Origin of the sequence: Acinetobacter gerneri DSM 14967 = CIP 107464 = MTCC 9824, from assembly GCF_000368565.1 — a bacterium.
GTDB lineage: Bacteria > Pseudomonadota > Gammaproteobacteria > Pseudomonadales > Moraxellaceae > Acinetobacter > Acinetobacter gerneri.
In genome coordinates this window covers 259,772-279,387 of the sequence record NZ_KB849544.1, presented here as the reverse complement: position 1 = coordinate 279,387, position 19,616 = coordinate 259,772, and the positions used below count along the sequence as shown (strand labels likewise).

19 protein-coding genes are annotated in these 19,616 nt (G+C 37.4%); 16 read left to right on the top strand and 3 right to left on the bottom strand.

The window, feature by feature from the left end:
* Window positions 1–111: a DUF2474 family protein gene (locus F960_RS21875; protein WP_004865684.1), complete on the top strand. Its 111-nt coding sequence runs from the start codon at window positions 1–3 to the stop codon at window positions 109–111.
* 111 nt (window positions 112–222) lie between these two features.
* Window positions 223–1,080 carry an alpha/beta fold hydrolase gene (locus F960_RS12545; protein ID WP_004865682.1) on the top strand — a complete coding sequence of 286 codons (858 nt, stop codon included), beginning with the start codon at window positions 223–225 and terminating at the stop codon, window positions 1,078–1,080.
* Window positions 1,081–1,262: 182 nt separating this feature from the next.
* On the opposite strand, the gene F960_RS12540 is transcribed toward F960_RS12545, so the two are convergent.
* Window positions 1,263–1,937: a DUF805 domain-containing protein gene (locus F960_RS12540; RefSeq protein WP_004865680.1), complete on the bottom strand. Its 675-nt coding sequence runs from the start codon at window positions 1,935–1,937 to the stop codon at window positions 1,263–1,265.
* 216 nt (window positions 1,938–2,153) lie between these two features.
* Entirely contained in the window at window positions 2,154–3,071 is a 918-nt protein-coding gene (locus F960_RS12535; RefSeq protein ID WP_004865679.1) for a LysR family transcriptional regulator, read from the bottom strand.
* Between the two features lie 103 nt (window positions 3,072–3,174).
* Here F960_RS12535 and F960_RS12530 point away from each other — a divergent pair, with 103 nt between their 5' ends.
* The 4 genes from F960_RS12530 to F960_RS12515 all read left to right on the top strand — a co-directional run bounded on the left by F960_RS12530 (window position 3,175) and on the right by F960_RS12515 (window position 7,052).
* Window positions 3,175–4,413 (top strand): acyl-CoA dehydrogenase family protein, encoded by a 1,239-nt coding sequence (locus F960_RS12530; protein ID WP_004865678.1) that lies wholly within the window; start codon window positions 3,175–3,177, stop codon window positions 4,411–4,413.
* Between the two features lie 66 nt (window positions 4,414–4,479).
* On the top strand, window positions 4,480–5,601 hold the full coding sequence (locus F960_RS12525) for a phosphotransferase family protein (RefSeq protein WP_004865676.1): 1,122 nt from the start codon (window positions 4,480–4,482) through the stop codon (window positions 5,599–5,601).
* The gene (locus tag F960_RS12520; protein ID WP_004865674.1) at window positions 5,598–6,296 is read left to right on the top strand and encodes a histidine phosphatase family protein; all 699 of its coding nucleotides are present in this window, start codon (window positions 5,598–5,600) and stop codon (window positions 6,294–6,296) included. The genes F960_RS12525 and F960_RS12520 overlap by 4 nt, the downstream gene beginning before the upstream one ends.
* A gap of 12 nt (window positions 6,297–6,308) precedes the next feature.
* Window positions 6,309–7,052, top strand: coding sequence for an SDR family oxidoreductase (locus F960_RS12515; RefSeq protein ID WP_035373688.1), 744 nt, complete (start codon window positions 6,309–6,311; stop codon window positions 7,050–7,052).
* A gap of 502 nt (window positions 7,053–7,554) precedes the next feature.
* Here F960_RS12515 and paaZ read toward each other — a convergent pair.
* Window positions 7,555–9,657 (bottom strand): phenylacetic acid degradation bifunctional protein PaaZ, encoded by a 2,103-nt coding sequence (gene paaZ, locus F960_RS12510; protein WP_004865670.1) that lies wholly within the window; start codon window positions 9,655–9,657, stop codon window positions 7,555–7,557.
* A gap of 265 nt (window positions 9,658–9,922) precedes the next feature.
* Between paaZ and paaA the strand changes: the two genes are divergently transcribed.
* From paaA to F960_RS12460, 10 genes are all read left to right on the top strand, one after another.
* On the top strand, window positions 9,923–10,867 hold the full coding sequence (gene paaA, locus F960_RS12505) for a 1,2-phenylacetyl-CoA epoxidase subunit PaaA (RefSeq protein WP_004865667.1): 945 nt from the start codon (window positions 9,923–9,925) through the stop codon (window positions 10,865–10,867).
* A gap of 55 nt (window positions 10,868–10,922) precedes the next feature.
* A complete protein-coding gene (gene paaB / locus F960_RS12500; protein ID WP_004865665.1) occupies window positions 10,923–11,213 on the top strand; it encodes a 1,2-phenylacetyl-CoA epoxidase subunit PaaB in 291 nt (96 codons plus the stop codon).
* Between the two features lie 11 nt (window positions 11,214–11,224).
* Window positions 11,225–11,983, top strand: coding sequence for a 1,2-phenylacetyl-CoA epoxidase subunit PaaC (gene paaC, locus F960_RS12495; RefSeq protein ID WP_004865663.1), 759 nt, complete (start codon window positions 11,225–11,227; stop codon window positions 11,981–11,983).
* Between the two features lie 65 nt (window positions 11,984–12,048).
* The gene (gene paaD / locus F960_RS12490; protein WP_004865661.1) at window positions 12,049–12,549 is read left to right on the top strand and encodes a 1,2-phenylacetyl-CoA epoxidase subunit PaaD; all 501 of its coding nucleotides are present in this window, start codon (window positions 12,049–12,051) and stop codon (window positions 12,547–12,549) included.
* Between the two features lie 43 nt (window positions 12,550–12,592).
* Window positions 12,593–13,654: a 1,2-phenylacetyl-CoA epoxidase subunit PaaE gene (gene paaE / locus F960_RS12485; protein ID WP_004865659.1), complete on the top strand. Its 1,062-nt coding sequence runs from the start codon at window positions 12,593–12,595 to the stop codon at window positions 13,652–13,654.
* 55 nt (window positions 13,655–13,709) lie between these two features.
* Window positions 13,710–14,501: a 2-(1,2-epoxy-1,2-dihydrophenyl)acetyl-CoA isomerase PaaG gene (gene paaG / locus F960_RS12480; RefSeq protein ID WP_004865658.1), complete on the top strand. Its 792-nt coding sequence runs from the start codon at window positions 13,710–13,712 to the stop codon at window positions 14,499–14,501.
* An 83-nt stretch (window positions 14,502–14,584) separates the two neighbouring features.
* Complete coding sequence (gene paaK / locus F960_RS12475; RefSeq protein WP_004865655.1) at window positions 14,585–15,874, top strand: phenylacetate--CoA ligase PaaK; 1,290 nt, start codon at window positions 14,585–14,587, stop codon at window positions 15,872–15,874.
* A gap of 78 nt (window positions 15,875–15,952) precedes the next feature.
* Window positions 15,953–16,897: a phenylacetic acid degradation operon negative regulatory protein PaaX gene (paaX, locus tag F960_RS12470; protein WP_020846889.1), complete on the top strand. Its 945-nt coding sequence runs from the start codon at window positions 15,953–15,955 to the stop codon at window positions 16,895–16,897.
* A gap of 72 nt (window positions 16,898–16,969) precedes the next feature.
* On the top strand, window positions 16,970–17,572 hold the full coding sequence (locus tag F960_RS12465) for a hypothetical protein (RefSeq protein ID WP_004865649.1): 603 nt from the start codon (window positions 16,970–16,972) through the stop codon (window positions 17,570–17,572).
* A 317-nt stretch (window positions 17,573–17,889) separates the two neighbouring features.
* The gene (locus F960_RS12460) at window positions 17,890–19,485 is read left to right on the top strand and encodes a histidine-type phosphatase (protein ID WP_004865647.1); all 1,596 of its coding nucleotides are present in this window, start codon (window positions 17,890–17,892) and stop codon (window positions 19,483–19,485) included.
* The last annotated feature ends 131 nt before the right edge of the window (window positions 19,486–19,616 follow it).

The window sequence follows — 19,616 nt, the reverse complement described above, 5'->3', positions numbered from 1 at the left end:
ATGAAAATTTCACAAACTGGGTGGTTTATTTTGCTTTGGTTGGGTGGGGTGCTCACACTGGCAATCATTGCAGGTTTTTTTAGAATGTTGATCCAATTGGCTTACCAATAAGCTAGAAATAAAAAGGTCTGACTCGTCAGACCTTTTTTGTGCCTTGAAAAAGATGTTATGGTGGATCGGATATAGATCGTTAAAAAGTACAAAAACAAAGGAAGAGAAGGTTTGATTAGGCAAGAAAAGATAATCTTAGATACAGAAGATCATGCACAATTTGCGCTTTGGAAAATATCAGATCCAGAGCGATCTGCTGAGCGTCATGTATTGATGATCCATGGCACCTTTTCAGATAAACGTATTTGTCTAAAATTTGCAGAATATTTGATTGAACATGGTTATATCTGCTGGATTTTAGAATGGCGAGGACATGGCTCTAGTCCCCAATATCACGGAAATTATAACTTTGAAACGGTCGCACTTTATGAAATAAAAAGCGCCGTGAAATATTTGATTGATCATGAAAATATTCAAGCACTTTATAGCGTCAATCATAGTGGAGGCGGAGTAGGGCTGAGCATGATGCTGGCAAGAAATCCTCAATATCGACCGTATTTTAAAGCAGCCTCTTTTTTTGCCTGCCAAAGCTTCAGTGCTGCAAATACACGAAAACGTAAAGCAAAATTGATTGCTCTAAAACTATTGAGCAAATCTTTAGGAGTTTTACCGGGGAAACAGTTGGGTATTGGGCCGCAAAATGAAAGTTATTATATGATGAATCAGTGGTTTAACTGGAATATACAACAGCGATTTATTGGCGATGATCAGTTTGATTATTGCTATGCAATGAAATCTATTCGGATGCCGATCTATTCGATTGCGTCTATTGCAGATGATTTTATAGCGCCACCTGAATCATGCCAGATGTTTTTAGATCAATTTGAAAATAGCCTAAGCAAATTTGAATGTTATTCTTTAGCAAATGGTAACTTAGAAGATTATAGTCATAGTCGTATTTTTCAATCACAAAATGCCAAAAAAGAAATATGGCCCAAAGTTATCGCTTGGTTAGAAAAGTTTGATTAAGTCTATAATTTATAAATGGTTATGAAGTGGTGTGTTGAGATCTAGTGATGATATACAGGGCAATCACGATCTATTTTTTCTGATCAATATCATGACGCAAAATAAAAGGAGGTCAGTGGTCGACCTCCTTTTAAAATAGTCTCATATAGATTTAATATTGTAATCTAAGATGATAAAAATGATTATTGATGTGTACCACCATTTTCATGATTTGCATCAGCAGGTTGGGCATCATCGATTACAGCATTTTCTAGCGATGGGTCATCATTTTCAAGTTGTGAATTGATTACAGTTGAGTTACTTGATTGTCCGATTTGTTGCAAATTAGGCAATTGATTTTGCATTGAGATCGCCCAAGCCAACAGAGCGCCGTAGGCAACAATAAATATAGCCAACATCACTGCATATAATATGCCTAGAAGTTTTTCAGTTTGTTCGGTTGGACGTAAAGGACCATAATTATTTGCGCCTTCAGTACCTTTTGCAACAAACAAATAAATTGAAAAAATCACATTAACTATAGGCACTAAAAATAACAGCCATAACCAACCACTTTTATTTAAATCATGGATACGTCTGATAGAAATACAGATTGAAAAAATCATAAATACGACAACAACAAGTACAAACAAAGCAATCGCAAAGATACCTAATCCTGTCGTTGCTAAAGTTGAAATATCAAAACTTGCAGATGTTAACAATGCCACAGCAGCGATGCCTATGACGATAGATAGGGCAAAGGAGTAAATCATGCCAGTAATAAACATCCATGCTAAATAGGATAGTCGACTAAAGCGTCCTTTAGGGGAAAGTGGATTGTCTTGAGGATGAATGGTTTGTTGTTCAAAAGAAGTCATTATAAAACCTTTTTTTTTGATGTTTATTTTGATTAAAAAAGAGCTTTGAAAAAGCGTTCACATTAAAACAAAAGCGCAAAATTTACACAAGTTAAATATAAAAATAGCCTAAGTAAATTTTCATATATAGGAACTACTCAACAATATATCTGTACGAGATAGATTATTCATTACGACTAAACTTGGATATCTAAGCTATAATTTTTTCAAAATAGCCTAAGCAAAAATTTTAGCAATTTCATTACGCAAAAAATGATGTCTTGGATTTTCTTGAAGATCTTTATGCCAATATATTCCCAAATTTATATCTTGAGTCTTCATAGGGAGTTCAAAAATTTGGATTTTGCTGGATAAATGCAAATGCGAAAGAATCTGCTTTGGAATAGTCAGGATCGCTTGATCATTTTGTTCCAAAACTTGTAAGGCAGTTGAATAATGCTGGCAGCGCAAGAAAATCTGACGTGATAAGTCTTTTTTCGATAAATAAAGATCTTCTAATAAAATACCTGTACGGCGTGATGAAACACCGATATGTGGAGAGGAAAAATATTTTGCAGGATCAAGCTCTTTTTGCTGGGTACAAAACACAAAATAGTCTTGCACTAAACGCGTAAAAACCAATTTTTCACTGACGTTTTGTTCAAGGTCGATCACAAAATCAATTTGTTGTGATGCAAGTTCTGCCACGATATTTTTTCTTTCAAGTTTTGAACTCAAATACTTAATTTGTAAATCCATATTTTGAAAATGATGAATCAATTTGGGCAAAATGATGGGTTCGATTTCATCATGTACGGCAATTTTTAAAGTCTGTACCATGCTAGGGTCAAATTGTTGTTTTTGTATGGAAATATTTTGTATGGAAAATAAAGCCTGTTTTACAATAGGATAGACTTGTTCTGCAAAAGGCGTGGGCAGCATTTTGCTTCCTGCACGAACAAATAAATCATCATTTAAATGCAATCGTAAACGCTGCAAAGCATGACTAGCAGCAGATTGAGTAATACATAAAATTTGCGCTGCTTTTGATATGCTTTTTTGCTCAAAAACAGCAATAAAAAGAGGGTATAAATTGATATCTATTTTATGGAAAAGGGTCAAATCAACTGAGTTTGATACATGAATATTATTCATAGTAATGTATTGAATTAAATCATTTGGTTCATATTACTTTTCAGGATAAGGTGTTGTAAAGCGCTATTCAGTTGATCATTTACATAATTTAAGGATAAATACGATGTTTGAACTTTCCAATCGTGCCCAAGATTATATCCAACGCACCAAAGCATTTATTCAAAATGAAATTGAACCTGTAGAAACCGAATTTTGGCATCAAGTGCATGCCTTAAACATTGATGGCGATTGGACAAAATGGCAGTGGCCAGCAGAACTTGAGATATTAAAAGACAAAGCAAAAAAAGTAGGACTTTGGAATATGTTCTTGCCTGATCCTGTTTTAGGGCAAGGGCTTTCGGTGCAAGAATATGCACATATCGCAGAACTTTCAGGACGCAGTTTACTTGCACCAATCGTATTTAACTGCAATGCACCAGACAGCGGCAACATGGAAGTGATTTGGCGTTACGGTACAGATGCACAAAAAGAACAGTGGCTAAAACCATTATTGGATGGAAAGATTCGTTCAGTTTTCTGTATGACTGAGCCAGCAGTTGCTTCAAGTGATGCGACCAATATGCAAGCAACGGCGGTGGTGGATGGTGATGAAATTGTGCTCAATGGACGTAAATGGTGGTCTTCAGGTCTTGGCGATCCCAATGCAAAAATTATCATTTTTATGGCACATACACCTGATGCAAACAAAGACCGACATCATCAACATTCGATGGTTTTAGTTCCAGTTGATACTCAAGGTGTCACCATTGAACGGATGCTCCCAGTTTTTGGTGACTATGATGCACCACATGGACATGGCGAGATTAGCTTTGACAATGTTCGTGTTCCAGTTGCAAATTTTATTGGTGGTGCAGGTCAAGGTTTTGAAATCGCTCAAGGTCGTTTAGGTCCAGGACGTATTCATCATTGTATGCGCTGTATTGGGGCTGCGGAAAAAGCACTTGAGTTGATGATCGATCGTGGTATGAGCCGTACTGCTTTTGGGAAGGAAATCCTAAAATTAGGCGGAAATCTGGAACGTGTCGCAGATGCGCGTGTTGCAATTGATCAAGCACGACTTTTAACCTTGTATGCTGCCTATAAAATGGATACCTTAGGGAATATGGCTGCATTGACAGAAATTTCCGCGATTAAAGTTGTTGCGCCTTCGGTACTCGAAAAAGTAGTCGATATGGCAATGCAAATTCATGGCGGAATGGGGCTTTCAAGAGATACGCCATTGACAGGCTTCTTTGCTCAAGCGCGTAGTTTACGTTTGGCAGATGGACCTGATGAAGTGCATAAAGGCATGATAGCCAAGCTTGAACTTAAAAAACGTGGTTATGGTTCACGTAAAAAGTAATCCTATAAACGAGTAAACAAAGCGTTAACGATTTAAAAAATTGATATAGAAAATACGGGATAAATTATGTCAGTGATTGATGTTGGTGGAGAGGTACGTGAAGGCGAGGAACTGGATATACAAGCAGTTGATGCGTGGTTAAAATCACAAGGCATTGAACTGATTGGCAATCCTGAAATCACTCAATATTCTGGTGGGGCATCGAATTGGACATATCGTTTAAAATATGAAAATGTCGATTTGATCTTACGTCGTCCACCCAAGGGAACAAAAGCCAAATCAGCACATGATATGTCACGTGAATATACTGTGCAAAAAGAGCTGACACCTTTTTATCCTGTATTACCTGAAATGGTTGCGCTTTGCCAAGATGAATCTGTAATCGGCTGCGATTTTTATGTGATGAAACGCATTGAAGGGATCATTCCCCGTGCTAAGTTACCTGCCGAACTGCATTTTGATGAAAAGCAAGTACATGAATTATGTGTCAATGTTCTAGATAAATTGATTGAATTACACCAAGTCCCTTATCAAGGTACGCCACTTGAAAAGATCGGCAAAGGTGATGGTTATTGCCGTCGTCAAGTAGAAGGTTGGGATCAGCGTTTTGAAAAAGCGCATACGATCAATGTACCAAGCTTTAAATATGTACGTGCTTGGCTAAATGATAATATTCCTGCTGATTCAACAAGTTGTATTATTCATAATGATTGGCGTTTTGATAATGTCATTTTAGATCCAGCGCATCCAACACAAGTGATTGGCGTATTGGACTGGGAAATGGCAACCATTGGTGATCCCTTGATGGATTTGGGTTCGGCATTGGCTTATTGGGTTGAAGACACCGATAACATGATCTTCAAATCCACTCGTCGCCAACCAACCCATCTAAAAGGAATGTTCACGCGTAAAGAAGTTGTAGATTACTATCTTGAAAAAACAGGATTAAAACCTGAAAACTGGACATTTTATGAAGTTTTTGGAATCTTCCGTTTAGCCGTGATCGCTCAACAAATCTATTATCGTTATTATCATAAACAAACACAAAATCCAGCATTTAAGGACTTTTGGATTGTGATACATGCTTTACATATTCGAGCTTTGAAGTTGATTGGATTGCAAAAATTAGAGGCAAATCAATTGGCACAAGAGTTTATGGCAAAATTTAAGGAGCTAATGCCAAAATGACGACGATTTATCTGGTTCGACATGGTCAAGCTTCTTTTGGGGCAAAAAGTTATGACCAGCTTTCGCCCAATGGTGAGCTACAAGCGAAAATTTTAGGTGATTTTTTTCAGAAAATATTGAAAGAAGAACCTGTTGTAATTGCAGGTTCAATGCAAAGACATCAACAAACAGCTAAGATTGCAATGCAACAATGCTTTCCTGAAGCTGAGATTTTAACCAATAGCGCTTGGAATGAGTTTAATCACCAGCAAGTCTTCGCTCAGTACGAACCAAGATTTAACCAACCTGAATTGCTCAAAGAAGACGTCGTTAAAGAAAAAAATCCTCGTGAATATTTGGCAAAAATATTTGAAGGTGCGATTGAACGCTGGACAGGTGGCGAGTTTCATCATGAGTACGAAGAGTCTTGGCCAGATTTTAAAAGTCGTGTTGAAACAGCGATGCAAGATTTGTGTGATCAATTGGCGCAAACTAAACCCCGCTATGCAGTGATATTTAGTTCAGGCGGTGTGATTTCTGTTGCAGCAGGAAAAATACTCGAACTGAGTATCAACCGAACCTTTGCTTTGAACTGGTCTATAGCCAATGCATCATTGACGACACTTCGACTTGTGGGCAATCAACCACAACTTTTAAGTCTAAACGAACATCATTTTATTAAAGAAGTTCAACCAGATTTATTAACTTGGATATAAATGGAATCTGCCATGTCAAAAACAATATTAATTACAGGTGCAAGTTCTGGTATCGGTGCTGGAATGGCACGTGAATTTGCTCAAAAAGGCTATAATTTAGCAATTTGTGCTCGACGTTTGGAGCGTTTAGAACAATTAAAACAAGAACTTGAGTCGACTTATCAAATTCGTGTGATTGCAAAGATTTTAGATGTGACCCAATACGATCAAGTCTTCCAAGTTTTTCGTGAGTTCAAAGCCGAATTCGGTACGATTGATCGAATTATTGTCAATGCTGGGATTGGTGATGGGCGACGCATTGGTAAAGGTAATTTTGCGATCAATAAGGCGACTGTAGAAACCAATTTTATTTCTGCTTTGGCACAGTGCGAAGCTGCAGTTGAAATATTTCGTGAGCAAAATGCAGGGCATTTGGTCATGATTTCGTCGATGAGTGCAATCCGTGGTATGCCAAAACATTTGACTGCTTATGGGGCGAGTAAGGCGGGGGTAGCGCATCTGGCAGAAGGCATTCGAGCAGAGCTGATTGATACACCGATTAAAGTTACGACCATTTTCCCTGGTTATATTCGCACCGAAATTAATGAAGGTGCTAAAAAACTTCCTTTTGAAGTGGATGAAAAAACTGGTTCAAAACTTTTAGTTAAGGCAATTGAAAAACAACCCGTTAAAGCTTATGTGCCAGAATGGCCATGGTTCCCGCTCAGCCTAGCGATGAAAGTTTTACCGCTCAAGTTGGTCAATAAATTAGGCTAATTTTGCTTGGGTTTGTGCGCAAAACCATACAGAAATATAGCAAGTTATCTTATAAATGCTGCGCTATAAATTTTAAGGCTTTCTTGAATATTTTGTTTGAGAAAGCTTTAACTTTTTTTTGAATTGGTTAGACTTCTTTCATGAATTAAAAAATGATCAGGTATTTGGGTGGAAAGTATCATATAGTCACATTTACCGTGAGTTATTTAATTTACTTTGCGTAGACAATCTTTCTTACTTTGTTTTCGGACAAATGAGAAATATATTTCGCAAGAAAACCATTCTCGAACAAATGGGCATACATCCCTGTAGCCCTTGTTCGACGGACGGCATCCTGCCTTAATTGCAAATTTTATTACGTTTTGAAGCAAAATGAGGAGAGTGTAAATTTGAGCAAAATATAACTTATGGAAGAAGTCTATTAAAAGAAAAAGACCAGCCTAAGCCAGTCTTTAATTTAAAAAAATTATTAAAATTAAATCATAAAAGAGATCACTCTCACTTATGCACGCTCAACCAAAGTTAAAATGTCATACGTTGCGACCAATTCACCTCGTTGATTTTTAACTTTAATATCCCAAACCACAACACCATGCGCTTTTTGCTCAGGGTCTTTAAGTGGTTTTGGTGTTTTTTGTTTACATGTCAATTCAACTTGGATGGTATCACCAATTTTCACAGGTTCAACAAAGCGTAAATTGTCCATGCCATAGTTTGCGATCACAGGTCCCGGAGCTGCGTCCACAAATAATCCCGCAGCGGCTGAAACAATGAAATAACCATGGGCTACACGTTCACCAAAGAATGAATTTTCAGCGCCAATTTTGTCCATATGAGCATAAAAATGGTCGCCACTTAAGCAAGCAAAATTGACAATGTCAGCCTCAGTGACCGTACGGCGTGCTGTAAGCAAACGTTCACCTACACGCAATTCATCAAAAGATTTTTTAAACGGATGAACACGATCTTCAAAAAACTCTGCACCAGCTGTCCAACTATGACCAATTTGTGTCATAACATTTGGAGAACCTTGGATGGCAGTACGTTGCATATAGTGTTTTACAGCACGAATACCACCAAGCTCTTCACCGCCACCTGCACGACCCGGACCACCATGTACCAAATGAGGTAGAGGTGAACCATGACCTGTACTTTCTTTGGCATTGCTTGCATCTAAAATATGTAGACGACCATGCCACGGTGCAATTTTAGCAACCAATTCTTCGACATTATCATCAGTATTGCGTACGATCGAGGCAACCAAACTACCTTCGCCACGCGCGACTAAATCAGCAAGTTCTTGCAAATTTTGGTAAGGCATCAAAGTGCTCACAGGACCAAAAGCTTCGACTTGGTGGATATATTTTGCTTGGGTTGGATTGGTACAAACCAGTAATGTTGCTGGATAAAATGCACCTTTATTTGCATCTGCACCTTCAACTTTAAAATCTGCTAAATGCCCACCGACAACAATTTGTGCATCTTGGCTTAAAAGTTTAACTTTTTCAGCAACATCATGTTTTTGCTTGACGCTTGCCAAAGCACCCATCGTGACATTTTCAAGCTCAGGATTACCGACAACAACTTTTTGAAGTTTGCTGATGAGTTTATTTTGAACTTGTTCAAGTAAATGGGCAGGTACAAAGGCACGGCGAATAGCAGTACATTTTTGTCCTGCTTTTGTGGTCATTTCACGGAAAACTTCACGTACAAAGAGATCGATTGTTTCTTCATTTGCATTGCTAGTCAAAATGGCACTATTGACCGAGTCTGCTTCCATACTAAATGGAATTGAATATTGATTGAATCGAGGATGAGCACGTAACTTTTGACCAGTCGAAGCTGAACCTGTAAATGTTACAGTATCTTGAGGACCGAGGTGATCAAAGAGATCATAAGTTTGTCCGCAAATCAGCTGCAATGCACCATCAGGTAAAAAACCGCTTTCTACGATATGTTTGACCACAGCTTGTGTCATTTCTGCGCCTTCAGTCGCAGGTTTGACGATACAAGGTACACCTGCCAAAAGCGTCGGTGCGATTTTTTCAAGCATGCCCCAAATCGGGAAGTTAAAGGCATCAATATGAACTGCCACACCCGCTTTAGAGGTTAAAATATGTTTTGCACCGAAATTACCTTGTTTAGATAATGGAATCCATGCATCTTCAACTAGGGCTGTTTCGTTGCTGAGTTCACGACGAACCAAACTTGAGTAGGCAAATAAAGTCCCAAATCCACCTTCAACATCAATCCATGCATCTTTGCGTGTACAGCCCGTTGCTTTGGCAAGAGTATAAAACTCTTCCTTACGCTCTAATAAATAGCTTGCAACTTGTTTAAGTGCATTGGCACGTTCATGGAAAGTCCAAGATGCAATCTGCGAACCATTTTTCTTGGCAAATTCGACAGCTGCTTTCATATCGCAACCATGACTACTGACTTGGTAAATGGCTTCACCAGTAATCGCATGATAAACCGTACGTAAGTCTTGATTTGAAGTCTGCCATTTACCAGCAAGGTAAGAGGGTAATATTTTCACTGCATTATCAGCACTTTGTGCTTCATTTGCTTCAAGGTTTGCTGATTGTCCATTTAGATCTAGCATCACGAAACTCCATATATGATACGTATTTTTAAAAAATATTGATTTTTATGTTTCATAATTTCTAGCTAAAAACGATTATTGTCAACCTTTTTTATATTTTTAAATGTGTAAATAAATAATTATTAAAATTTATAATGTTTAAATACAAGTAATTAAGTCGGATTTTACACAAACACAAATATGACACATAAAAAAAATATTGATTTTATATTTGTATCGTATTAATTTAAATGAAACAGCACTTGGGATAAGTGAGATAGCAAATATGGATATGCAACAACAAAATTTCGATCAGACCATTTCAAACGATATTTCAATCGAAGCGAAAGACTGGATGCCAGAAGCTTATCGCAAGAGTTTGATTCGCCAAATTGGTCAACATGCGCATTCTGAAGTAGTTGGGATGCTTCCTGAAGGTAACTGGATCACTCGTGCGCCAAGCTTAAAACGTAAAGCAGTTTTATTGGCAAAAGTACAAGACGAAGCAGGTCACGGTTTATACCTTTATAGTGCGGCAGAAACTTTAGGTGCTGACCGTGATGACATGATGGATAAACTCATTGCTGGTAAAATGAAATATTCATCTATTTTCAACTATCCAACAGTAACTTGGGCAGATGTTGCTGCAATCGGTTGGTTGGTGGATGGTGCTGCGATTGTGAACCAAGTTGCACTTTGCCGTACTTCTTATGGCCCTTATGCAAGAGCAATGGTTCGTATTTGTAAGGAAGAAAGTTTTCATCAACGCCAAGGTTTTGAAGCAATGATGATGCTTGCAAATGGTACACCTGAACAAAAACAAATGGCACAAGATGCAGTCAATCGTTTTTGGTGGCCTGCATTGATGATGTTTGGTCCAAGTGATGACCATTCTCCAAACAGTGCGCAAAGCATGGCTTGGAAAATCAAACGTTTTAGTAATGATGAATTACGCCAAAAATTTGTTGATAACACCGTTCCACAAGTTTTACAAATTGGCTTGGAAGTTCCAGATTCAGATCTACGTTTTAATGAAGAAACAGGTCACTATGAATTTGGTGAGATCAATTGGGACGAATTTTATGCAGTACTCAAAGGTCAAGGTCCTTGCAATTACGAACGTATAGAAGCACGTCGCAAAGCTTGGGAAGGCGGAAAATGGGTACGTGATGCTGCTGCAATTTATGCACAAAAGCAGGCTCAAAAACATGCTGAGAAAAAAGTCGCTTAAAGCAGCGATATAACGCAATCGTTTTTGAAATCAAGATTTAGGGAAGGAATTAGACATGGAAAATAAAAACAATTGGTCACTTTATGAAGTGTTCATTCGTAGCAAACAAGGTTTAAGTCATCGTCATGTCGGGAGCTTACGTGCACCTGATGATGAAATTGCATTACAAAATGCGCGTGATGTATATACTCGTCGTAATGAAGGGATCAGTATTTGGGTGATCAAATCTGAATTGATTACATCTTCTCAACCAGATGAAAAACAAGAGTTTTTCGATCCTTCTTTAGATAAAGTATATCGTCATCCGACGTTCTACCATATTCCTGATGGCTTTGAGCATATTTAAGGAGCGCTAAAATGAGTCAAGCAATTTTATCGCAATTTTTATTGCACATCGCAGATAGCCAACTTATTTTATCGCAACGTTTATCAGAGTGGTGCGGTCATGCACCTGAGTTAGAAATTGATATTGCACTTGCCAATATCGGTTTGGATTTATTGGGTCAAGCGCGTACTGCATATAGCTTGGCAGGTGAAATCGAAGGTCTAGGTCGTGATGAAGATCAATTGGCATTTTTACGTGGTGAAAGAGAATATTTAAATCTTTTACTTTGTGAACAACCCAATATCGACTTTGCACAAACGATTGTTCGCCAATGGCTCATGGATCATTACCATAGCTTACTTTTTGCAGCACTCAGTAATAGCAGCAATGCAAATCTGTCAGCATTTGCCATCAAATCTTTGAAAGAAGTGAAATATCATTTGCGTTTTTCAACGGCGTGGATGGAGCGTTTGAGCTTAAGTACAGATGAAGCACATGAAAAAACACAAAGTGGTTTAAATGAACTTTGGCGTTTTAGTGCTGAATTGTTTGAACTGACTGATGCAGAACGCCAAGAATTGGTGAAAACCAATATCATTCCAAATATTGAACTTTTAAAAGATCTTTGGCTGGAAAATGTCAGTAACGAAATCCAACGTTTTGAGTTGAATATTCCAGAAACAGGCGCATATCGTCGTGGTGCAAAACAAGGGATGCATACTGAACATCTAGGTTATGTACTTGCCGAAATGCAATATATGCAACGTGCATTTCCAAATATGACTTGGTAAATGATCGTTATTTTATAAATCATCAGCAAATACCAAAAGTTGGCGAATCACAGGGAGTGAAACGTATGAACTTAATTCAGCATTGTATAGATAAATGTTGGGATGTCTTAGCAGATGTTTCTGACCCAGAAATTCCAGTACTTTCTGTATTGGATCTAGGTATGATTCGTGGCGTAGAACTCAATGATCAACAAGAAATTATCGTGCGTTTAACTCCAACTTATAGTGGTTGTCCAGCGACAGATTTATTGAAAAGCCAAATTATTGAAGCCTTTACTGCACATCAGTTATTGCCTGTAAAAGTCAATATCGATCTATCAGAAGCGTGGACCACAGACTGGATGTCTGAAGATGGCAAAAACAAATTAAAAGTCTATGGAATTGCACCACCAAAAGGTGATGCACATAGCTGTGGCACACATGTGGCACTCGAAGATGGGATCGAATGCCCACATTGTCAAAGCCACAATACCAAATTACTCAGTGAGTTTAGTTCAACAGCATGCAAAGCTTTATATCGCTGCCAATCATGCCTAGAACCCTTTGATTATTTTAAATGCATTTAATCAGACATTTTAAAAATCAAAGATAGAATATAGGGAAATAGAAATGAATCAGTTCGTAGCATTAAAAATTAAATCGATTACTCCACAAACTGATCAAGCGATTTGCATTGCATTTGATGTGGAGCCTGAGCAACAAGAAGCTTTTAAATATCAACCGGGTCAGCATTTGACGATTCGCCATCAAACACAAGATGGAGAATTACGTCGTTGCTATTCAATTTGTAGCCATGACACGCTTGAAGATATGAGTATTGCGATCAAAAAAATTGATCAAGGTATCTTTTCAACTTGGGCAAACGAACATCTCAAAGCGGGTGATACACTCGATGTGATGCCACCTCAAGGTGTGTTTTATCAAAAAGCAGCGCGTAGTGGTGGTCTAAATTACCTAGGTTTTGCAGCGGGTAGTGGTATTACCCCGATATTATCAATCGTAAAAAATGTATTATTTAATCAGAAAGATGCAACTTTTAGTTTGATTTATGGCAATCGTTCATGGAAACAAACCATGTTTTCTGAACAGATTATGGATTTAAAAGATCAATTTAAAGAACACTTCCAATTGATCAATATCTTTTCACGTGAAATGAATGATAGTGAATTGTTTAATGGTCGTATTGATGCGGACAAAATTAAACAACTTTTCAATTCAGAATTGTTAGATCTTCAGTTTGATCATTGCTTTGCTTGTGGTCCTGAAGAAATGATGAATGCGGTAGAAAGCGTATTACCTGAATTTGGTATTGAAAAAAGCAAGATTCATACTGAACGCTTCAATACAGGTTCACCAGTAAAACAATCTAAAGAACAGATCGCCAATCGAAATGAAGAAAAAGTTCACGTGATTTTGGATGGACGTGAATTGTTGGTCGAAGTTTCTAAAGAAGATGACAGCATCTTGGATGCAGCACTTCGAGCTGGAGCAGATTTACCTTATGCATGTAAAGGCGGTGTTTGCGCGACATGTAAATGTAAAGTGCTCAAAGGTCAAGTTGAAATGGCAATTAACTATAGTTTAGAAGAAGATGAACTTGAAAAAGGTTATGTTTTAAGTTGCCAAGCTCGACCAGTTTCGGACAATGTTGTACTCAGTTTTGATGAATAAATATTTGAAAGTGAATTTGAAAACGAATTTAAAAGATCAAGGATAGAGGTGTGGCATGGATTACCAAACGATTATCGTGAAAGAACACAATCAAGTCGGTTATTTGACATTTAATCGACCAAAAAATCTCAATAGTTTTAATGAACTCATGCATCAAGAAGTTGCAGGTGTTTTAAAATCTTGGACTGAAAATAATCAAATCCGTGCCGTGGTCATTTCGGCAGAAGGACGTGGTTTTTGTGCCGGACAAGACTTGGGTGATCGTGTGGTTGATCCAAATGCAGATTCGCCAGATTTGGGAATTTCCATTGAAAAATATTATAACCCATTGATCAAAACCATCACACAAATGCCAAAACCTGTGATTTGTGCGGTGAATGGTGTAGCAGCAGGTGCTGGAGCAAATATTGCATTGGCTTGTGATATCGTGATCGCAGCCAAATCAGCTTCATTTATCCAAGTATTTTGTCGTTTAGGTTTGGTTCCTGATTCTGGTGGAACATGGTTCTTACCAAGACTGGTTGGACGTGCACGTGCGATGGGTCTTGCAATGCTAGGTGATAAAATTAGCGCAGAACAAGCAGTCAATCTCGGTTTGATTTGGCAAGTTTGCGAAGATGCTGAACTCCAAGATGAAGCAGAACGCTTGGCAGAACATTTAGCAACTCAACCGACTTATGGTTTATCGCTGATCAAAAAAGCCATCAATCTTGCCGCAGAAAATTCGCTTGATGATCAATTAATACTTGAAAGAGATTTGCAACGAATGGCAGGTCGCTCAGAAGATTATCGTGAAGGCGTTCAAGCATTTATGCAAAAACGTACTCCACAATATAAGGGATGCTAAGCATTTCTTGTAAAAACAGACGCTATAAAAATTAAAGATTTGGAAGTCAAAGTAGTTAGGATGACTACGCAAGGAGATTCAAAATGAATAACAATGCACTCGATCATTTGGAAAAAGCATCCATTGATGAACTAAGAAGTGTACAGCTTGAACGTATGAAGAAAACACTACATCATGCGTATCAAAATAGCTCAGTCTATCGTCGTAAATTTGATGAAGCAGGCGTACATCCTGATGATTTAAAATCACTTGAAGATTTGGCTAAATTTCCATTTACTACGAAATCAGATTTACGTGATAACTATCCTTTTGGCATGTTTGCCGTTCCACAAGAGCAGATTGTACGTGTGCATGCTTCTTCAGGTACGACAGGTCAACCAACAGTAGTCGGTTATACGCAAAAAGATATCAGCACTTGGTCAGATGCAGTTGCCCGTTCACTACGTGCTGCAGGTCTAAGCAATAAAGATACCATCCAAGTTTCTTATGGCTATGGCTTATTTACTGGTGGTCTAGGCGCACATTATGGTGTTGAACGTTTAGGCGCGACAGTTATTCCGATGTCAGGTGGGCAAACTGATCGTCAAGCACAGCTTATTCATGACTTCAAGCCGACTGCTTTGATGGTAACACCTTCATATTGCTTAAATATTATTGAAGCATTGGAAGAGAAATTTGGTACTGCAAAATGCACATTGAAAGTGGGTGTATTTGGTGCAGAACCATGGACAAATGAATTACGTCGAGAAATCGAAACACGCATGGGCATTGATGCACTTGATATCTATGGTTTATCTGAAGTCATGGGACCCGGTGTTGCGATGGAATGTCTTGAAAGCAAAGATGGACCTACGATTTGGGAAGATCATTTCTATCCTGAAATTATCAATCCTGAAACAGGCGAAGTTTTGGCTGATGGTGAGCTAGGTGAGCTAGTATTCACTACGATTACCAAAGAAGGCATGCCAGTAATCCGTTATCGTACACGTGATTTGACACGTTTATTACCGGGTACAGCGCGTACAATGCGTCGAATGGACAAAATTGTAGGTCGTAGTGATGATATGATGATCATCCGTGGCGTAAATGTTTTTCCATCACAAATCGAAGAGCAGATTTTGCATATTCCAGAGTTGATTGCAAATTATCAAATTCAGATCTGTAAAAAAGGTCATATGGATACATTGCATATTCGTACAGAAATGCGTAAACATAATAGTGATGTTATGGCAACGCAGCTGGCACAACAATTGAAAGCCAAAATCAAGACTATGGTCGGCATTAGTGTGACGGTTGAAGTGCTCACTGAAGGGACTTTACCTCGTTCTGAAGGCAAAGCGCAGCGTGTCGTTGATATTCGAAAATCAGCATGATTTTATTAAAATGTTATGTGAATAGGGCGGTTTTAAATTAAACTGCTCTAGACTTGAGTTAAGGTGATAAATAACGTGATGAATGCAAAAATAAAACAAAGTATAGATGATTTCATTCGTCATGAAGCCTTAAGCGGAACCTCACTGATTATGACCGTAATGGGAGATAGTATTTTCCATCGTGGTGGTAGTATTAGTCTGGCCAGTCTCATTCAACTTATGGATGTTTTGGGGTTGACTGAACGATCAGTGCGTACCGCAGTATTTCGTTTAGTGCAAAATGGGTGGTTAATCTCTGAGAAAATTGGGCGTACAAGTTACTATAAAATTACCGAAAGTAGTCGACAAAGATTTATCAATGCAGATCAAAAAATTTATAATATTATTCATCCAGAATGGGACCAGAAATGGGATTTAGTCTTACTCAGTTCAGTTGAATTGGATGCTAAGGCGACATTAAAAAAGGAACTGGAATGGCTTGGATTTGCAAATATTGCGACAAATGTCATGGCATATCCGGGTTGTGATCAACAAAAACTACAAAATTTAATCTTAAATTTAAATATGTTAGATCAAGTTGTTTTATTTAAAGCTGAAACTTTAGATCTTTGGAAAGAATCTTATCCTACAGTTAAAAAAATGGTCGAAACCAATTGGCCTGTACTTGAGCTTAAAAACAAATACGAAAAATTTACGCAAGACTTTAGAGAAATATTTATTTTACTGGAAAATGAAAGTGAAATAGATCCAATGCAAGCCTTTCAAATTCGTACTTTATTAATTCACCAATACCGTCGTATTTTGTTAAAAGATCCAGATTTACCTTATGAGCTTTTGCCTACAGATTGGTCTGCATTGGTTGCTCAGAATTTATGTAATAACTTATATCACTTGCTGTTTAGTGCATCTGAAGAATATTTTACGGAAATTGCCCGCACTGCAGAAGGGAAAATGCCACAAGCAACTCCGCAGTTTTATAAGCGATTTGGTGGTTTAAAAACTGAAGTATTGTCTATGGCTTAGTTAGAGTTATTGTTACTTTACCGTAAAATATATAGTTAATTTAACAATAGAAAACTTGAAGGATTAAGTGAAATGCCATGTTATTCGATTGATGGAGTGATTCCAGTTGTTCATCCTAAAGCTTATGTGCATCCAACAGCTGTTTTGATTGGTGATGTGATCCTAGAAGAAGGCGTATACATTGGACCATTTGCATCTTTACGTGCTGATTTTGGTCGAATCCATGTGCAAAAAAATGCCAATGTGCAAGACTCTTGTACCATTCATGGATTTGGTGGGAGTATCACATTAATTGAAGAGTATGGACATATCGGTCATGGTGCGATTTTACATGGTTGCAAAATTGGTAAAAATGTCCTTGTAGGCATGAATAGTGTCATTTTAGATGAAGCAATTATTGCTGAAAATACTATTGTTGGTGCAAATAGCACGGTGAAAGCTAAAGCAGAAATTCCTGCCAATGTATTAGTACTCGGAAGTCCAGCTCGTGTCGTTCGTGAACTAAAAGAACAAGAAATACAGTGGAAACGCTACGGAACTGAAGAATATATAAGACTTGCTGAACGTAGTATTAAAACGCTAGTCGAAGTTGAACCACTGCCTGAAGATAATGATAAACGTTTGACTTATCAGGTTTTTCAATCTGATCATGAAATTATGCAAAACTTAAAGTAATGAATTTGTATACTGACTGTCATTACAATGTGTGTATTTATTTTGACATAATGAGAAAATATATCGATGATTTCCTCATTTTTTAGCAGGACAATAATGTTCCTGCTTCCAAATGGTAATGAGTTTTTAATTTTATAAAATGATAGATGATTATATATTTTCGATTTAAGAAAGAAATCTTATAGGGTTATATTGAAAAATAAGTCTTAGCTTTTATTCATTGCAATTTAACGACAGTTTATTCAAATACTTGTTTTTTAATTAAAATGTAACAAGAGCGCAGTAATGTCACTGTTTTTAAAACTGATGATTTTACGATGTCTATTCAAAAACTATTATTTTCTTGTGTTCTGGGCTCCACAACTTTATTGATCGGCTGTAATGATAGCTCTGATTCTGCTTCGATAGTTCATCCATCGACGCCAGAAGTAGATAGCTCTTTGTATTTTCAAACAAAAACACCTTATGCACCACAGCAAAAATTAATCAGTTATGAAGTCGCGCCCACAGGTTATAGTCCAGTTTTTACGGAGTTGGTCGCGCGTCACGGCTCACGCGGTTTATCGAGCATCAAATATGATTTAGCATTGTATAACCTGTGGCAAAAAGCCAAGGCTGAAAATGCGTTGACTAGTTTAGGCGAGCAACTAGGTCCTGATTTGGAAGCCATGATGAAAGCCAATATTTTGCTTGGCTACGGCGTTGATGGCATTCGTCAGTTTGGATATGGCAATGAATCTGCTGTCGGGATCAAAGAACATCGCGGTATCGCCGACCGTTTATTGCAACGTTTACCTACTTTATTTAATGAAACTTCAAATAAAGGGCAAACCGTACAAGTTTTAAGTTCAGGTGTTGATCGTGCAGTAGACAGTGCAAAATTTTTTACCGATGAGCTTTTAAAACAGCAACCAAATTTAAAAAATGCTGTTCTCCCTGTAAGTTATCAAAGTTTGAGTAGTTCATCTGTACCGAGCATAGCTGATGGAGGAGTAAATAGATTTTTATTATATTTCCATAGCTTAACTTCAGCTGATGATTTGAAAAATGCGCAAACGGAATTACAAAAGCAAGTCTATAATGCCAGTTTGAATTATCAAGATTTTGAAGAAAATAACACGAATTTAAAAGAAAAATTGGCTGAATTAAATTCAGCAACAAAAGCCCAAACTATTGCAAATCAAGTTTTAGAACCCTTGTTTAAAGCTGAATTTATCAAAAAAATTGGTCAAGAAAATTATGTATTTAGCAATAGTGGCTCGTTTAGTGTCACAGCTCCAAATGGCGAAACATTGACAGAAAAAGGTAAGGGTAAGAATAGTATTGCGAGTGCAGTAGATGCTGCCGCATATTTATATGAATTGTATTCTATTTCTGGTGGTTTGAAGGAAGAATTAGGTACTACAGATTTTAAAAAATACATGCCTTTAGAGGCTGCAAAATTTTATGCTGAATATAATGATGCCAGTGATTTTTATAGCAAAGGTCCAAGTTTTGAAGGTGGAAAGTCATACACTACAGATATGGCGCAAGGTCTGAAACAGGATTTATTTAGCCAAATAGATGCTGTGATCAATAAAACTCAAAAAAATGCTGCTGTTTTACGTTTTAGCCATGCTGAAATTATTATTCCATTGGCGACAAGTCTAGAATTAAAAGGCATGATGAAATCTTTAGCACTCAATCAAACCTATAATTATGATTTGAGTTCATGGCGTGGCGAAGTTATTTCTCCAATGGCAGCCAATTTACAGTGGGATGTGTATCAAAACAATCAAGGACAAACTTTAGTCAAAATGCTTTATAACGAGAAAGAATCTGCATTTAAAACTGAATGTGATTATGCACGTTACAAAACCAATAGTTTTTATTATGATTATTTGAAATTGAAGCAATGCTATAACATTCAATAAAATATAAGATTAAAATGTCAACAGACCCTATATATCAAAAAATCCTATCATGAATAATTTTCATGATAGGATTGTATAAAATCACGACAATAACTAGATTAAAAATTTTCAAAGCATGCTTAAATAGACTT

What these genes read in the sequence shown, in the direction of transcription:
- paaG (WP_004865658.1), top strand. Translation starts at nt 13,710, where the DNA reads ATGGATTACCAAACGATTATCGTGAAAGAACACAATCAAGTCGGTTAT.
- paaA (WP_004865667.1), top strand. Translation starts at nt 9,923, where the DNA reads ATGGATATGCAACAACAAAATTTCGATCAGACCATTTCAAACGATATT.
- F960_RS12535 (WP_004865679.1), bottom strand. Translation starts at nt 3,071, where the DNA reads ATGAATAATATTCATGTATCAAACTCAGTTGATTTGACCCTTTTCCAT.
- paaC (WP_004865663.1), top strand. Translation starts at nt 11,225, where the DNA reads ATGAGTCAAGCAATTTTATCGCAATTTTTATTGCACATCGCAGATAGC.
- F960_RS12515 (WP_035373688.1), top strand. Translation starts at nt 6,309, where the DNA reads ATGTCAAAAACAATATTAATTACAGGTGCAAGTTCTGGTATCGGTGCT.
- F960_RS21875 (WP_004865684.1), top strand. Translation starts at nt 1, where the DNA reads ATGAAAATTTCACAAACTGGGTGGTTTATTTTGCTTTGGTTGGGTGGG.
- F960_RS12465 (WP_004865649.1), top strand. Translation starts at nt 16,970, where the DNA reads ATGCCATGTTATTCGATTGATGGAGTGATTCCAGTTGTTCATCCTAAA.
- F960_RS12540 (WP_004865680.1), bottom strand. Translation starts at nt 1,937, where the DNA reads ATGACTTCTTTTGAACAACAAACCATTCATCCTCAAGACAATCCACTT.
- F960_RS12520 (WP_004865674.1), top strand. Translation starts at nt 5,598, where the DNA reads ATGACGACGATTTATCTGGTTCGACATGGTCAAGCTTCTTTTGGGGCA.
- paaZ (WP_004865670.1), bottom strand. Translation starts at nt 9,657, where the DNA reads ATGCTAGATCTAAATGGACAATCAGCAAACCTTGAAGCAAATGAAGCA.
- paaK (WP_004865655.1), top strand. Translation starts at nt 14,585, where the DNA reads ATGAATAACAATGCACTCGATCATTTGGAAAAAGCATCCATTGATGAA.
- F960_RS12530 (WP_004865678.1), top strand. Translation starts at nt 3,175, where the DNA reads ATGTTTGAACTTTCCAATCGTGCCCAAGATTATATCCAACGCACCAAA.
- paaD (WP_004865661.1), top strand. Translation starts at nt 12,049, where the DNA reads ATGAACTTAATTCAGCATTGTATAGATAAATGTTGGGATGTCTTAGCA.
- F960_RS12460 (WP_004865647.1), top strand. Translation starts at nt 17,890, where the DNA reads ATGTCTATTCAAAAACTATTATTTTCTTGTGTTCTGGGCTCCACAACT.
- paaB (WP_004865665.1), top strand. Translation starts at nt 10,923, where the DNA reads ATGGAAAATAAAAACAATTGGTCACTTTATGAAGTGTTCATTCGTAGC.
- paaX (WP_020846889.1), top strand. Translation starts at nt 15,953, where the DNA reads ATGAATGCAAAAATAAAACAAAGTATAGATGATTTCATTCGTCATGAA.
- paaE (WP_004865659.1), top strand. Translation starts at nt 12,593, where the DNA reads ATGAATCAGTTCGTAGCATTAAAAATTAAATCGATTACTCCACAAACT.
- F960_RS12525 (WP_004865676.1), top strand. Translation starts at nt 4,480, where the DNA reads ATGTCAGTGATTGATGTTGGTGGAGAGGTACGTGAAGGCGAGGAACTG.